A 13,056-nucleotide genomic window follows, 5' to 3' on the forward strand; every position below is an offset into this window, starting at 1 on the left:
CCTGATGGGCCGTGACGGGCGCCACCGCTGTCGGGGGAGCGCCGCTCGAGAACGGGCGGCGGCTCTACGCGGAGCGATGCGCCATGTGCCACGGTGCCGACGCGCGTGGCAACGGGCCGCTCGCGCACAAGAGTCATCCGCCCACACCCGACCTGACGACCGCGGCCTTCAGGAAGCGTCTGGCTGCCTGTCCCGGCGTCATCGTTTCCTCCATCATCCTGAGGCCGAACGGTGACCTGATCCCCCGAACTTTGCGCGAGAATGGCATCCGGTTGCCGCCGCACGCGTGGACCATCCGCGACTTCCGAGACTTGGACGCCTACCTGAAGAAGATCATCGGTGTTGCCCGACCGCCTGATGGGCGCCCCACGCGCTGAGCAAATTGATGGTTGACGCGATCGAGCGCCGGTGGACGCGCGGTTCGTCTCGTCTTATGTCCAAGTCCGTGAATCTGTTGCTGCTCCTCTCGGCCCTGCTCTCCGCGCTGACCGGCGTGGGAGCGAGCGCGCGTCAGGCGGCGCCGGCACAGGCCGTGGCGCAGCAGGCGCGCGCGGCCGCGCTCGTCTCCGCCACGCGCCGCGTCGCGGTACGGCCTCGGCAGGCGCTCGCCGGCCGGATCGCGAGCGCCGCGGCGCCGCGCAGGGCCGCGCTCGCGCTCGCGCCGCGCGAGCCGATCTTCGCGGGCCGCCGGCGCGTCTAGCGCCGCGCCGCTTCCGCTTTCCCCTTATCAGACCAGCGTGCGCGCGCCGATAAACGGCGCTGCGGCGCGCTCCCATACAGGATCAAGCCCATGTTCGGCGGCCTTGCCAAAACCCTCTTCGGTTCGTCCAACGACCGCTACGTCAAGTCGCTCAACCCGACCCTCGAGAAGATCGCGTCGTTCGAGCCGACGCTGCAGGCGATGGACGACGACACGCTCGCGCAGCAGACCGTCCGCTTCCGCGAGCGGCTGGCGAACGGTGAGACGCTCGACCAGCTGCTGCCAGAGGCGTTCGCCACGGTGCGCGAGGCGGCCAAGCGCGTGCTCGGCCAGCGCCACTATGACGTGCAGATGGTCGGCGGCATCGTGCTCCACCGCGGCGAGATCGCCGAGATGCGCACCGGCGAGGGCAAGACGCTGGTCGCGACGCTCGCGACCTATCTCAACGCCCTGCCGGGCGACGGCGTCCACGTCATCACCGTCAACGATTATCTCGCCAGTCGCGACGCCGACTGGATGGGCCGCGTCTACCGCTTCCTCGGGCTGACCACCGGCGTGATCGTGCCCAACCTCACCGACGAGGAGCGCCGCGCCGCCTATGCGGCGGACATCACCTACGGCACGAACAACGAGTTCGGCTTCGACTATCTGCGCGACAACATGAAGTATGAGCGCCAGCAGATGGTGCAGCGCGCCTTCGCGATGGCGATCGTCGACGAGGTCGACTCGGTGCTGATCGACGAGGCACGCACGCCCTTGATCATCTCGGGGCCGACCGACGACAAGTCCGAGCTCTACATCAGCGTCGACGCGATCGTGAAGCAGCTCTCGCCCGACGATTACGAGAAGGACGAGAAGCAGAAGACGATCGTGCTGACCGAGGACGGCACCGAGCGCGCCGAGCGCATGCTCGAGGCCGCCGGGCTGCTCCAGGGCGCCAACCTCTACGACTTCGAGAACACGCAGGTGGTGCACCACCTCAACCAGGCGCTGCGCGCCAATGTCATGTTCAAGCGTGACACCGATTATATCGTCAAGGATGGCAAGGTCATCATCATCGACGAGTTCACCGGGCGCATGATGGACGGCCGGCGCTGGTCGGACGGGCTGCACCAGGCGGTCGAGGCGAAGGAGGGCGTGCAGATCGAGCCCGAGAACCAGACCATGGCCTCGATCACCTTCCAGAATTATTTCCGCATGTACCCTAAGTTGGCGGGCATGACCGGCACCGCCGCGACCGAGGCGGCCGAGTTCTACGACATCTACAAGATGAACGTCGTCACCATCCCGACGAACCGGCCGGTCAACCGGGTCGACGAGGAGGATGAGTTCTACAAGGACACGCAGGACAAGTTCCGCGCGATCGCCAAGAAGATCCGTGAGCATGCCGACAAGGGGCAGCCGGTGCTGGTCGGCACGGTGTCGATCGAGAAGTCGGAGCTGCTCAGCGAGTTCCTGCGGCAAGAGGGGGTCGATCACTCGGTCCTCAACGCGCGCTACCACGAGCGCGAGGCTCATATCGTGGCGCAGGCGGGCCGGCTCGGTGCGGTGACGATCGCCACCAACATGGCCGGCCGCGGCACCGACATCCAGCTCGGCGGCAACCTCGAGATGCGCGTCGAGGACGAGCTGGCGGGCATGCCTGAAGGCCCCGAGCGCGAGGGGGCGATCGAGCAGATCCGCGGCGAGATCGCGGCGGAGAAGCAGAAGGTGCTCGAGGCCGGCGGGCTGTTCGTGCTCGCCACTGAGCGGCACGAGAGCCGTCGCATCGACAACCAGCTGCGCGGCCGCTCGGGGCGCCAGGGCGACCCCGGCCTGAGCCGCTTCTACCTCTCGCTCGACGACGACCTGCTCCGCATCTTCGGGCCGGACACTCTGTTCGCCAAGATGATGCGCAGCAACATCGGCGACGGCGAGGCGATCGGCAGCAAGTGGCTGACCAAAGCGATCGAGACCGCGCAGAAGAAGGTCGAGGCGCGCAACTACGACATCCGCAAGCAGGTCGTCGAATATGATGACGTGATGAACGACCAGCGCAAGGTGATCTACGAGCAGCGCGCCGACATCATGGACGCGGAGACCGTCGGCGAGGTGGTGAGCGACATGCGCGCCGAGACGGTCAACGCGATCGTCGGCGAGGCCTGCCCGCCCAACTCCTATCCCGAGCAGTGGGACGTGGAGGGGATGAAGGCGCGGCTCGCCGATATCCTCAACCTCGAGCTGCCCGTCGACGAGTGGCTGAAGGAGGATGCGATCGACCCCGAGGTCGTCACCGAGCGCGTCCAGGCCGAGGCGGACGCCGCGGTGGCGAGCAAGTCGGCCGATCTCGAGCCCGAGACCTGGACCCAGGTCGAGAAGTCGATCCTCCTGCAGAACCTCGACCATCACTGGAAGGAGCATCTGTCGACGCTCGACGCGCTGCGCCAGGTGGTCCACCTGCGCGCCTATGCGCAGAAGACGCCGATCAACGAGTATAAGCAGGAGGCGTTCAACCTCTTCCAGCGCATGCTCGACGCGATCCGCGAGGACGTCACCAAGACGATCGCGCACGCGCAGTTCCGCATGCAGGAGCCGCCGCCGCTGCCCGAGCTGCCCGACTTCATTACCACCCACTTCGACCCCTTCACCGGCGAGGACAATTCGAACGACATCGACGCCGGTTCGCTCGGGCTGGTGACGACCCAGCTGCCGCCGCTCCAGATCCCGCAGCCGACCGCCGCCGACCTGGGCACGGATCCGGCGAGCTGGGAGGGGCAGGTCAGCCGCAACGCGCCGTGTCCATGCGGCTCGGGGCGCAAGTACAAGCACTGCCACGGGGCGGCGTGAGGTGATCGGTCTCCTGCCGCGGCGGGAGCCCGTGAACGTGCCGGCAGGTCTCATCGGAAAGCTGTCTTCCCGCGAAGGCGGGAACCCAAGGTCAAGCAGGACAAGGCAGGACGTGCGCGACCATCCCGGACTCCCGCGTTCGCGGGAGAAGGAGAAGGTCGTCGGACATGATCTCGCTGCGGCACGAGCCGATGGCCGCGAGCTCGTCCCGCTGTTGAACATGTAAAACATTCTGCCTCGACAGCGTCACGCTCGCACCGTATCGACGGTGGCATCACGTCGCAGCGAAGGTGACTTATGCCCCAGGCCAGCAAGGTTCTCGACCGTGTCCTCGTGCTCGAGATGGTGCGGGTCACCGAGGCGGCGGCGATCGCCGCCTCGACGCTGACCGGCCGCGGCGACGAGAAAGCCGCCGACGCCGCCGCGGTGGAGGCGATGCGCGCCGCGCTCAACGAACTCGACATGGACGGCACCGTCGTGATCGGCGAGGGCGAGCGCGACGAGGCGCCGATGCTGTTCATCGGCGAGAAGGTCGGCACCGGCAACGGCCCGGCGATCGACATCGCGCTCGATCCGCTCGAGGGCACCACCATCTGCGCCAAGTCGGGGCCGAACAGCCTCGCGGTGCTCGCCATCGCCGAGGCGGGCGGGCTGCTCAACGCGCCGGACGTCTACATGGACAAGCTCGCCGTCGGCCCTGGCCTGCCCGCCGGCATCATCGACCTCGACCGCACACCCACGCAGAACGTCGAGGCGATCGCCGCGGCCAAGGGCGTGCGCGCGCAGGATATCGTCGCCTGCGTGCTCGACCGCCCGCGGCACGAGGCGCTGATCGCCGAGCTGCGCGCGCTCGGCTGCGGCGTGGTGCTGATCGGCGACGGCGACGTCGCGGGCGTGATCGCGACCAGCGACCCGGACACGACGATCGACGTCTACATGGGCTCGGGCGGCGCGCCCGAGGGCGTGCTCGCCTGCGCCGCGCTGCGCTGCGTCGGCGGCCAGTTCAAGGGCCGGCTGCTGTTCCGCAACGACGACGAGCGCGCGCGCGCGCGCAAATGGGGGATCGAGGACCTCGACCGGCAGTATGATCTCAAGGAGCTCGCCAAGGGCGACTGTATCTTCGCCGCGACCGGCGTGACCGACGGCTCGCTGCTGGAGGGCGTCAAGCGCCGCCGCGACAAGATGACGACCGAGAGCGTGGTGATGCGCGCCTCGTCGGGCACGGTGCGCTGGGTCAAGGGCGAGCACCGCCTCCAGCGCTGACGCGATGGCCGGCGCGGCGCTGTGGCTGGCGGCGGCGCTGGCGAGCCTCGCGCTGTTCCTGCGCGGCGGCACGCGCCACTACCGCTGGCTCTACCGCCCTGGCGGGAACGCGCGGCGGCGCCGCTTCCTGCTGCGCGCGCTGCGGCCGACGCTCCACCTCGCGCTGGTGAGCCTGGTGGCGCTCGCTGCTCTGGGGCGGCTCGACGCCTTGGCGACGCTGCCGGCGGAGTTCGCGCCGGTCCGCGCCGCCGCGATCGAGCTGGTGGGCGGGACCATGCCGCTCGACCTGCTCGCCTGGTCGACGCTGGGGGGGCTGGCCGTGGGTGGCGTGATCGCCGGCCTCGTCGAGCGCTGTCGCGGTCGATCGGTGACGCTGGGGGACGTCGAGTCGGTGCTCCCGACGACCCGTGCCGAGCTCGGCTGGGGCGCGCTGCTGTCGGTGAGCGCGGGCGTGACCGAGGAGCTGTTCTTCCGCCTGCTGCTGCCGCTGCTGCTGCTGCTCTGCGGAGTGCCGGGAGTCGCGGCCGTCGCGCTGGCGTGCGTGCTGTTCGGGGCGGCGCATCGTTACCAGGGCGCGATCGGCATGGTCGCGACCGCGCTGGTCGGGGCGGTGCTGGCGCTCGCCTATCTGCTCAGCGGCTCGCTCATGGCGGCGGTGCTGCTCCACGTCGCGATCGATCTCAACGCGTTGGTGGTGCGACCCGTTCTGTCCGGACGGGTGCGGTGAGAGAGGCTTCGACACGGCACGTCGACGGGCTCAGTGCCTCCTCAGCCCGAACGAAGCATATGGTACCGTTCGCGCTGAGGAGAGGCTGAGCCTGTCGAGGTCTCGACTCGAAACGCCCCTTCGGAACGCCCGCCGCGGTGACCGTCCCGCTCAGCTCTTCAGCCGCCACCCGGTGCGGAAGATCGCCACCACGGCCGCCAGGCAGAACGCGCCGAAGCCCGCGGTCACCGCCACGCAGGCGAGCACGTCGACGTCGCTGATGCCGAAGAAGGTCCAGCGGAAGCCGTTGATCAGATAGGCGACCGGGTTGAACAGCGTGACCGTCCGCCACGGCTCGGGCAGCACCGTCAGCGAGTAGAAGGCGCCGCCGAGGAAGGTCAGCGGCGTGATCACCAGCAGCGGGATGATCTGGAGCTGCTCGAACCCGTTGGCCCAGATCCCGAGGCAGAAGCCGAACAGCGAGAAGCTGGCGGCCACCAGCAGCAGATAGAAGAGCATCAGCAGCGGGTGAGCGACGTGCAGATCGACGAACAGGTGCGCGGTGGCGAAGATCACCAGTCCGATCACCAGCGACTTGGTCGCCGCCGCGCCGACATAGCCGATCACCGTCTCCACCGCCGAGAGCGGGGCGGACAGCAGTTCGTAGATCGTGCCGGTGAATTTGGGCATGTAGATGCCGAGGCTGGCGTTGAAGACGCTCTCCGAGAAGATCGTCAGCAGCATCAGCCCGGGCACGATGAAGGCGCCGTAGGGCACGTCGCCGATGTTCTTCATCTGCGACCCGATCGCGGAGCCGAAGACGATGAAGTACAGAGTGGTGGTGATCACCGGCGTGGCGAGGCTGGTCCAGATCGTGCGCCCGAAGCGCGCCATCTCGAAACGGTAGATCGCCCAGATACCATGGAGGTTCATGCGCGCTGCCCCACCAGGTCGACGAAGATGTCCTCTAGGCTCGACTTGCGCGTCTCAAGGTCCTTGAAGGCGATGTGCCGCTCCGCGACCGCGGCGAGCAGCTCGGGAATGCCGGTATTCTCCGCCTTGGCGTCGAAGACGTAGCGCAGCGTGTGTCCCTCGTCCTCGAGCGTCGGCGACCAGCGCGCCAGCGCCGCGGGCACCGCGTCGAGCGGCTCGACCAAGGTGAGATCCATCTGGCGCTTTCCCAGCTTGGCCATCAGCGCGTCCTTCTCCTCCACCAGGAGCAACTCGCCGCGCGAGATCACGCCGACGCGGTCGGCCATCTCCTCGGCCTCCTCGATGTAATGCGTGGTGAGGATGATGGTCGCGCCCTGTTCACGCAGGCGATGCACCAGCTTCCACATGTCGCGCCGCAGCGCGACGTCGACCCCAGCGGTGGGCTCGTCGAGGAACAGGATCTCGGGCTCGTGCGCCAGCGCCTTGGCGATCAGCACGCGGCGCTTCATGCCACCCGACAGGTCCTTGATCTTGGCGTCGCGCTTCTCCCACAGCGAGAGGTCGCGCAGCACCTGCTCGATATAGTCGGAGTGGCCCGAGCGGCCGAACAGCCGGCGCGAGAAGGTGACGGTGGCGAGCACGCTCTCGAACTGATCGGTGGCGAGTTCCTGCGGCACCAGCCCGATCGCGCGCCGTGCCGCTTTATAGTCGCGCACCACGTCGTGCCCGGCGACGGTGACGCTGCCCGATGAGGGCGTGACGATGCCGCAGATGATGCTGATCAGCGTGGTCTTGCCCGCGCCGTTGGGGCCGAGCAGCGCGACGATCTCGCCCCTATTGACCTCGAGGTCGACGGTCTTGAGCGCGGTGGGACCGTTCTTGTAGGTCTTGGACACGCCGGCGACGGTCAGGATTGGTTCCGGCATGTCGTCCCCCTGCTTCTCGCGTCAGTTAGGGAGCGGGGTAGGGGGCGGCAAGCGCGGAAACGCGGCGGCTCGAAATTGCGGCGTCTGGGGGAGGGCGAAGCGTATGGTTCTCAGCCGCGCTCGTTGCCTATCGACCGTCTCCCATGAACGTCACCCCCGCGCAGGCGGGGATCCATCCACGCTGACGGTGCGCCTCTATCGACAGGTCCGCGCGTCTGGATCCCCGCCGTCGCGGGGATGACGGTGGTGGGCGTTGGCGGGTGCGAGGTTCGATGAGGACGACCAGATCGGCCGAAACGCGCCGATGGGAACCTACGACACCCGCGCCTTGACGATCGCTTCCTTGAGCCGCTCGATCGGCAGCGCGCCCGACAGCAGCTCGTCGCCCACCACCCAGCTCGGCGTGCCGGTGATGCCGAGCTTCTGCGCCACCTCTAAGTTGGCGCGAATCGTCGCGTCGGCGTCGGCGGGCGGCTTGGCGAGATCGACCCCGGTAGCCTTCGCCGCCGTGGCGATCGTGGTCGCGCTCACCGGCCCGGCGGCGTAGAGCGCGTCGTGGAACGGCTTGAAACGTCCCTGCGCCGCCGCCGTCAGCGCCGCGCGCGCCGCTAGCCGGCTGCTGTCGGCGAGCACGGGCAGCTCCTTGAACACCACGCGCAGATTCTTGTCCTCGGCGACGAGCTGCTCGATCGTCGCGAGACTGGCGCGGCAGAAGCCGCAATTATAGTCGTAATATTCGACCAAGGTGACGTCGCCCCTGGGGTTGCCGATCCAGGCGCCGGCATAAGGCTCCTCGATCGCGCCGCGCGACGCCGCGATCGCGCGCGTCGCATCCTTCGCCTGCAGGCGCTCGATCGCCTGGGGGATGATCTCGGGGTTGGCGAGGACATAGTCGTGCACCACGCGCTCGATGCGGACGCGGTCGCCGACAGGGAGCGGGGCAGGGGCGACGCGGTTGGCGAGCCACATCCCGCCCGCGCCGAAGAGTGCGCCCAGCACCACCATGCCGAGCAGCCACAACCTGTTCACCGTCGCTTCTTCCTGTTCTTGTCGAGCCCGTTCTGCGACGTCATGGCGATGTCCTGCGCGCGGATCCAGTCGGGCGTGTTCTTGGGTAGCCCGGCGAGCGCGTAGCGCGCGCGGTCGGCGGCGGTGCGCTCGTCACCCAACATGCTGGCGCGCTCGGCACTGGCGAGCGCGGCGCGGGGCTCGTCGCCGGTCAGCTCGTAGACGGTGCCGAGCTGGAACCAGGCGAAGGGGTTCTCGTCGTCTCGCCCCACCGCTGTCTTGAGGATGCGCTTGGCCTCATCGTAGTTCTTCGGGTCCTCGGTCGCGATCAGCGCGTGGCCGTAGGTGGTGGCGATCAGCGGGTCCGAGCGCGATCCCTCGGTGGCGCGACGCAGCGGCTCGATCGCCAGTTTGGGCTTGCCCGCCTCGAGCAGGATCTGCCCCATGATCTCCTGAAAATACGGGTCGTTGGGCTCCTTCGCGACGAGCGCCTCCGCCTCGGCGTCGGCTTTGTCGGGGTAGCCGGCGCGGTGATAGGCATAAGCGCGGGCATAGTGCGCATAGACCGTCTGGTCGCTGTCGGGATATTTCTGCAGCGCCTGCGCCGGGGGCAGCAGATAACCGTCGAGCTTGGCGCGGATGCGCTTGAAGCGCTCCTCCATGCCCGCGTCGAGCGGCTTCTTCCACGCCGGCGAGCCCTGCAGGTCGGCGGTCATCGTCTGGATGCGCGTGCCAGACAGCGGGTGCGACTGCATGAACGGATCGATGTTCTTGGTGCCGTAGCGAAATTCCTGCTGCTGAAGCTTCTTGAAGAATTCCAGCATGCCGCGCCCGGTGATCCCGGCGGTGTTGAGGTAGCGCACCGCCGAGGCGTCGGCGGTGGCTTCCTGCACGCGGCTGAAGGCGAGATACTTGCCCATCGCCGCCTGCTGCCCGGCGGAGAGGATGCCCGCGCCGGCCTCGCCGCCGCCGGCCGCCATCGCGGCGAGCCCGAGCACCATCGACAGCAGGTAGATGCCCATCGCGGGGCGCTGGCCCTCGCTGCTGGTGATGACATGACCGTCGGCGATATGGCCGAGCTCGTGCGCGATCACGCCCTGTACCTGGTTGGCGGTGTCGGCGGCCTGGATCAGCCCGGAATGGACGTAGACGGTCTGCCCGCCGACGACGAAGGCGTTGATCGAATCGTCGTTGATCAGCGCTATCTGGACGTCGCGCGGGCGCAGCCCGGCGGCGGTGACGAGCGGCGCGGACATGTCGCGCAGAAGCGCCTCGGTCTCCGCGTCGCGCAGGATCGACTGAGCCTGAACGGGCTGGGCGAGGAGGAGGATTGCGGTCGCCGCCGCGGCGGCGAGACGGCGCCAGCCGCGGACGCGGTCGTCGGACGGGCGCGCCCTCAGCCCCGTCTCGTCATACCGGACGTGCTCCGGGATCCACCGGGCCGAGTCCGCTCGGGTCGGCGCAGACGCGGAAGCCTTGATTCCGGAACACGTCCGGGGTGGCGGCGAGCGTCGAGCGTGCGAATCAACCGGTCGCGCCGCGCGAGTGGGTGCCCGAGGCAAACAACGCCCGCGTTCGTCGCACTGGTTTCCTGCGTGCGCAGGAAACCGGCGATCGCTCCGAGACGTCACGGCGCCGTCCTCTTCACGATCGTCCGGGAGCGTCGGCGCGGCAAGTGGCATCGATGAGGGCATGCGCCGAGCGTCGTGCCGCGGTTCCACTGAACCGCGGCTGAAGCCCGGCGCATCACGTCACGCGCCGAAGGTGCGCTGCCACCAGCCGCGGCGCGGTGCGGCCTCGCCGTCGGCTGGCGTCGGCTCGGCTTCGGTCTCGGGCTCTGCCGTCGCATCCGCCTCGGGCTCCGGCGCGGGCGGTGTCTCGTCCACCGGCGCGACATCGGCCTTCTTGCGGCGCGTTCGCTTCGGCTTGGCCGCGGGCTCGACCGCCTCCGGCTCGTCAACGTCGGGGGCTGGCAGGCCGTCGTTGACTGGACCGGCGTCCGCCGCCTCCGCGATCGGCTCGACCACCTTCTTGCGACGCGTGCGCTTGGGCTTGGCGGGTGCGTCCTCCGCCACGGGCGCAGGCGCCGGCGTCTCCGCCTCCGGCTCCTCGACCTCGACCTCTGGCTCGGTCACCGCCGCGGTCGCGGCGCGCGCGCGCGGGCGACGGCGAGTCTTGGGGACCGGCGCGGGCTCGGGCTCGGGTGCGGCGAGCGGCTCGGCGATCGGGTCGGCTTCCGGCTCCTCCACCGGCTCGACCGAGGCGTCCGTCGGCGCGGCGGCCTCCTCGACGCGATCACCCTCGCGGCGGCGGTTGCGGCGACCGCGGCGACGGCGGCGGCCGCCCTCGCGCTCGCCTGCCTCAGCCGACGCGTCGGCCTCGGCCTCGACGGCCTCCTCGTCCTCGACCGGATCGGCGGTGTCGACGAGCTCCTCCTCGTCCACGCCCTCGGCGGCCTCGACGTCACCCTCGCCCTCGCCGTCGGGCCGAGTGCGACCGCGGCGGCCGCGCCGGCGCCGGCGCCGGCGATTGCCGCGACCGCCCTCGTCGTCGCCCTGGTCGGCGCGCGCGCGCGGCTCGGCGGCGGTCTCCTCGACCTCCTCGTCCTCGAACTCCTCCTCGACCTCGTCCTCGATCAGGTCGTCCTCGGCCTCGACGATCGGGCGGTCGAACTTGGGCGCGTGCGCTGGCGGCGGGCCGTTGGCCTCGACCGACATGCGCGCGCCCTCCTGCTCCTCGTCGGGGATGATCTCGACCTGGACGCCGTAGCGATCCTCGATCTCCGCGATGTCGGAGCGCTTGCGGTTGAGCACGTAGAAGGCGGCTTCCTGGCTGCACCGCAGCGTCAGCAGCGAGCCGCGCCCGCGCGCCGCCTCGTCCTCGATGAGACGGAGCGCCGAGATGCCCGACGACGAGGCGGTGCGGACGAAGCCGGTGCCCTCGCAGTGCGGGCAGGGGCGGGTCGACGCCTCGAGCACGCCGGTGCGCAGCCGCTGGCGGCTCATCTCCATCAGGCCGAAGCTGGAGATGCGGCCGACCTGGATGCGCGCGCGATCGTTCTTGAGCGCCTCCTTCATCGCCTTCTCGACCTTCCGGACGTTGGAGCCATTGTCCATGTCGATGAAGTCGATGACGACGAGGCCCGCCATGTCGCGCAGCCGGAGCTGTCGCGCGATCTCATGCGCCGCCTCGAGGTTGGTCGCGGTCGCGGTCTGCTCGATGTTATGCTCGCGCGTCGAGCGGCCCGAGTTGATGTCGATCGAGACCAGGGCCTCGGTCGGGTTGATGACGAGATAGCCGCCCGACTTCAGCTGCACCACGGGATGATACATCGCGGCGAGCTGCTCTTCCACGCCGGCGCGCTGGAACAGCGGCACAGGGTCGCTGTAATGCTTCACCTTTTTGGCGTGACTCGGCATCAACAGCCGCATGAACTCCTTGGCCTGGCGATAGCCGTCGCTGCCCTCGACGATGACCTCGTCGATGTCCTTGTTGTAGATGTCGCGGATCGCGCGCTTCATCAGGTCGCTGTCGCCGTAGATCAGTGCGGGAGCGCTGCTCGACAGCGTCTTCTCGCGGATCTCATCCCACAGTCGTGCGAGATAGTCGAAGTCGCGCTTGATCTCGGTCTTGGTACGCTGGAGACCGGCGGTGCGAACGATGCAGCCCATCGACGACGGCAGCGCCAGCTCGGCCATGATCGTCTTGAGCCGCTTGCGATCGCCCGCGTTCGAGATCTTGCGGCTGATGCCACCGCCGTGCGACGTATTGGGCATCAGCACGCAATAGCGGCCGGCGAGGCTGAGATAGCTGGTCAGCGCGGCGCCCTTGTTGCCGCGCTCCTCCTTGACGACCTGCACCAGCAGCACCTGGCGGCGGCGGATGACGTCCTGGATCTTGTAGCGGCGCCGCAGCGACATGCGGCGCTGGCGCAGCGCCTCGACCTGGTCGTCGTTGGCGCCGGCGCGGCCGCGGCGGCTGCGCGGCTGGCGCGGCTCGCCGCCGGCGTCGTCCTCGGATTCGCCGGTCTCCCCGGCGGCGTCGTCGTCGACACCGTCGTCATGGTCGTGCTCGTCGGCGTCGAGCTCGTCCTCGTCGCCGTCGAACTCGGCGTCATCGAACGCGTCCTGCTCGGCGCGCAGCGCTGCCTCCTCGGCGGCATGCTCGGCCTCCTCGCGCAGCAGCGCGTCGCGATCCTCCTTGGGAATCTGATAATAATCGGGGTGGATCTCGCTGAAGGCGAGGAAGCCGTGGCGATTGCCACCATAGTCGACGAACGCCGCCTGGAGTGACGGCTCGACGCGCGTCACCTTGGCGAGATAGATGTTGCCCTTGAGCTGCTTGCGCTCGGCGCTCTCGAAATCAAACTCCTCGATCCGGTTACCCTTGACGACGGCGACCCGGGTTTCCTCCCGGTGGCGTGCGTCGATCAGCATACGCATGGTCATTGAACGGTCTCCACGCGCCGCCTCGCCCGTACAGGGCGGCGGCGCGACGATAGGGCGCTGCCGGCCGCCCGAGAGGGCCGGCCGCGCGGATGGTGATGGGTGCTGCTGTCGCGTGCTGCGCCGCCCCGCGCGAGATGCTGGCGGGGCGACCCGCGACCGCGCGACCGCCGGCAGAGGCCGGGCTGGGCAGCGGTCGGGCGGGGTGCGGCATTGCGAGCGTCAACCTGATGACCCGGGGCCGGCGTC

The 13,056-nt window shown here is 69.1% G+C and carries 10 protein-coding genes; 5 read left to right on the forward strand and 5 right to left on the reverse strand.

Going from position 1 to position 13,056, the window contains the following annotated elements:
• Positions 1-11: 11 nt before the first annotated feature.
• The 5 genes from K7957_RS13085 (at position 12) to K7957_RS13105 (ending at position 5,516) form a co-directional block, all read left to right on the forward strand.
• Complete coding sequence (locus tag K7957_RS13085; protein WP_223012428.1) at positions 12-377, forward strand: c-type cytochrome; 366 nt, start codon at positions 12-14, stop codon at positions 375-377.
• 56 nt (positions 378-433) lie between these two features.
• Positions 434-700: a hypothetical protein gene (locus K7957_RS13090; RefSeq protein WP_223012429.1), complete on the forward strand. Its 267-nt coding sequence runs from the start codon at positions 434-436 to the stop codon at positions 698-700.
• 90 nt (positions 701-790) lie between these two features.
• Positions 791-3,526 (forward strand): preprotein translocase subunit SecA, encoded by a 2,736-nt coding sequence (gene secA / locus K7957_RS13095; RefSeq protein WP_223012430.1) that lies wholly within the window; start codon positions 791-793, stop codon positions 3,524-3,526.
• Between the two features lie 297 nt (positions 3,527-3,823).
• The gene (glpX, locus tag K7957_RS13100; RefSeq protein WP_223012431.1) at positions 3,824-4,789 is read left to right on the forward strand and encodes a class II fructose-bisphosphatase; all 966 of its coding nucleotides are present in this window, start codon (positions 3,824-3,826) and stop codon (positions 4,787-4,789) included.
• A gap of 4 nt (positions 4,790-4,793) precedes the next feature.
• Complete coding sequence (locus K7957_RS13105; protein ID WP_223012432.1) at positions 4,794-5,516, forward strand: CPBP family intramembrane glutamic endopeptidase; 723 nt, start codon at positions 4,794-4,796, stop codon at positions 5,514-5,516.
• Between the two features lie 150 nt (positions 5,517-5,666).
• Here K7957_RS13105 and K7957_RS13110 read toward each other — a convergent pair whose 3' ends face one another.
• The 5 genes from K7957_RS13110 to K7957_RS13130 all read right to left on the reverse strand — a co-directional run bounded on the left by K7957_RS13110 (position 5,667) and on the right by K7957_RS13130 (position 12,798).
• Positions 5,667-6,428, reverse strand: coding sequence for an ABC transporter permease (locus K7957_RS13110; protein WP_223012433.1), 762 nt, complete (start codon positions 6,426-6,428; stop codon positions 5,667-5,669).
• Complete coding sequence (locus K7957_RS13115) at positions 6,425-7,354, reverse strand: ABC transporter ATP-binding protein (protein WP_223012434.1); 930 nt, start codon at positions 7,352-7,354, stop codon at positions 6,425-6,427. The genes K7957_RS13110 and K7957_RS13115 overlap by 4 nt, the downstream gene beginning before the upstream one ends.
• A 312-nt stretch (positions 7,355-7,666) precedes the next feature.
• Complete coding sequence (locus K7957_RS13120) at positions 7,667-8,383, reverse strand: DsbA family protein (RefSeq protein WP_343228408.1); 717 nt, start codon at positions 8,381-8,383, stop codon at positions 7,667-7,669.
• Positions 8,380-9,762, reverse strand: coding sequence for a M48 family metalloprotease (locus K7957_RS13125; RefSeq protein ID WP_246617093.1), 1,383 nt, complete (start codon positions 9,760-9,762; stop codon positions 8,380-8,382). Before K7957_RS13125 ends, K7957_RS13120 begins: the two co-directional genes overlap by 4 nt.
• A gap of 351 nt (positions 9,763-10,113) precedes the next feature.
• Entirely contained in the window at positions 10,114-12,798 is a 2,685-nt protein-coding gene (locus K7957_RS13130) for an Rne/Rng family ribonuclease (protein ID WP_223012597.1), read from the reverse strand.
• Positions 12,799-13,056: the final 258 nt, after the last annotated feature.

The organism is Sphingomonas yunnanensis (assembly GCF_019898765.1).
Lineage (GTDB): Bacteria > Pseudomonadota > Alphaproteobacteria > Sphingomonadales > Sphingomonadaceae > Sphingomonas > Sphingomonas yunnanensis.

Bases quoted from the DNA above. Each gene is read 5' to 3' on its own strand.
- K7957_RS13090 (WP_223012429.1), top strand. From the start codon at position 434: ATGTCCAAGTCCGTGAATCTGTTGCTGCTCCTCTCGGCCCTGCTCTCC.
- secA (WP_223012430.1), top strand. From the start codon at position 791: ATGTTCGGCGGCCTTGCCAAAACCCTCTTCGGTTCGTCCAACGACCGC.
- glpX (WP_223012431.1), top strand. From the start codon at position 3,824: ATGCCCCAGGCCAGCAAGGTTCTCGACCGTGTCCTCGTGCTCGAGATG.
- K7957_RS13105 (WP_223012432.1), top strand. From the start codon at position 4,794: ATGGCCGGCGCGGCGCTGTGGCTGGCGGCGGCGCTGGCGAGCCTCGCG.
- K7957_RS13110 (WP_223012433.1), bottom strand. From the start codon at position 6,428: ATGAACCTCCATGGTATCTGGGCGATCTACCGTTTCGAGATGGCGCGC.
- K7957_RS13115 (WP_223012434.1), bottom strand. From the start codon at position 7,354: ATGCCGGAACCAATCCTGACCGTCGCCGGCGTGTCCAAGACCTACAAG.
- K7957_RS13130 (WP_223012597.1), bottom strand. From the start codon at position 12,798: ATGCTGATCGACGCACGCCACCGGGAGGAAACCCGGGTCGCCGTCGTC.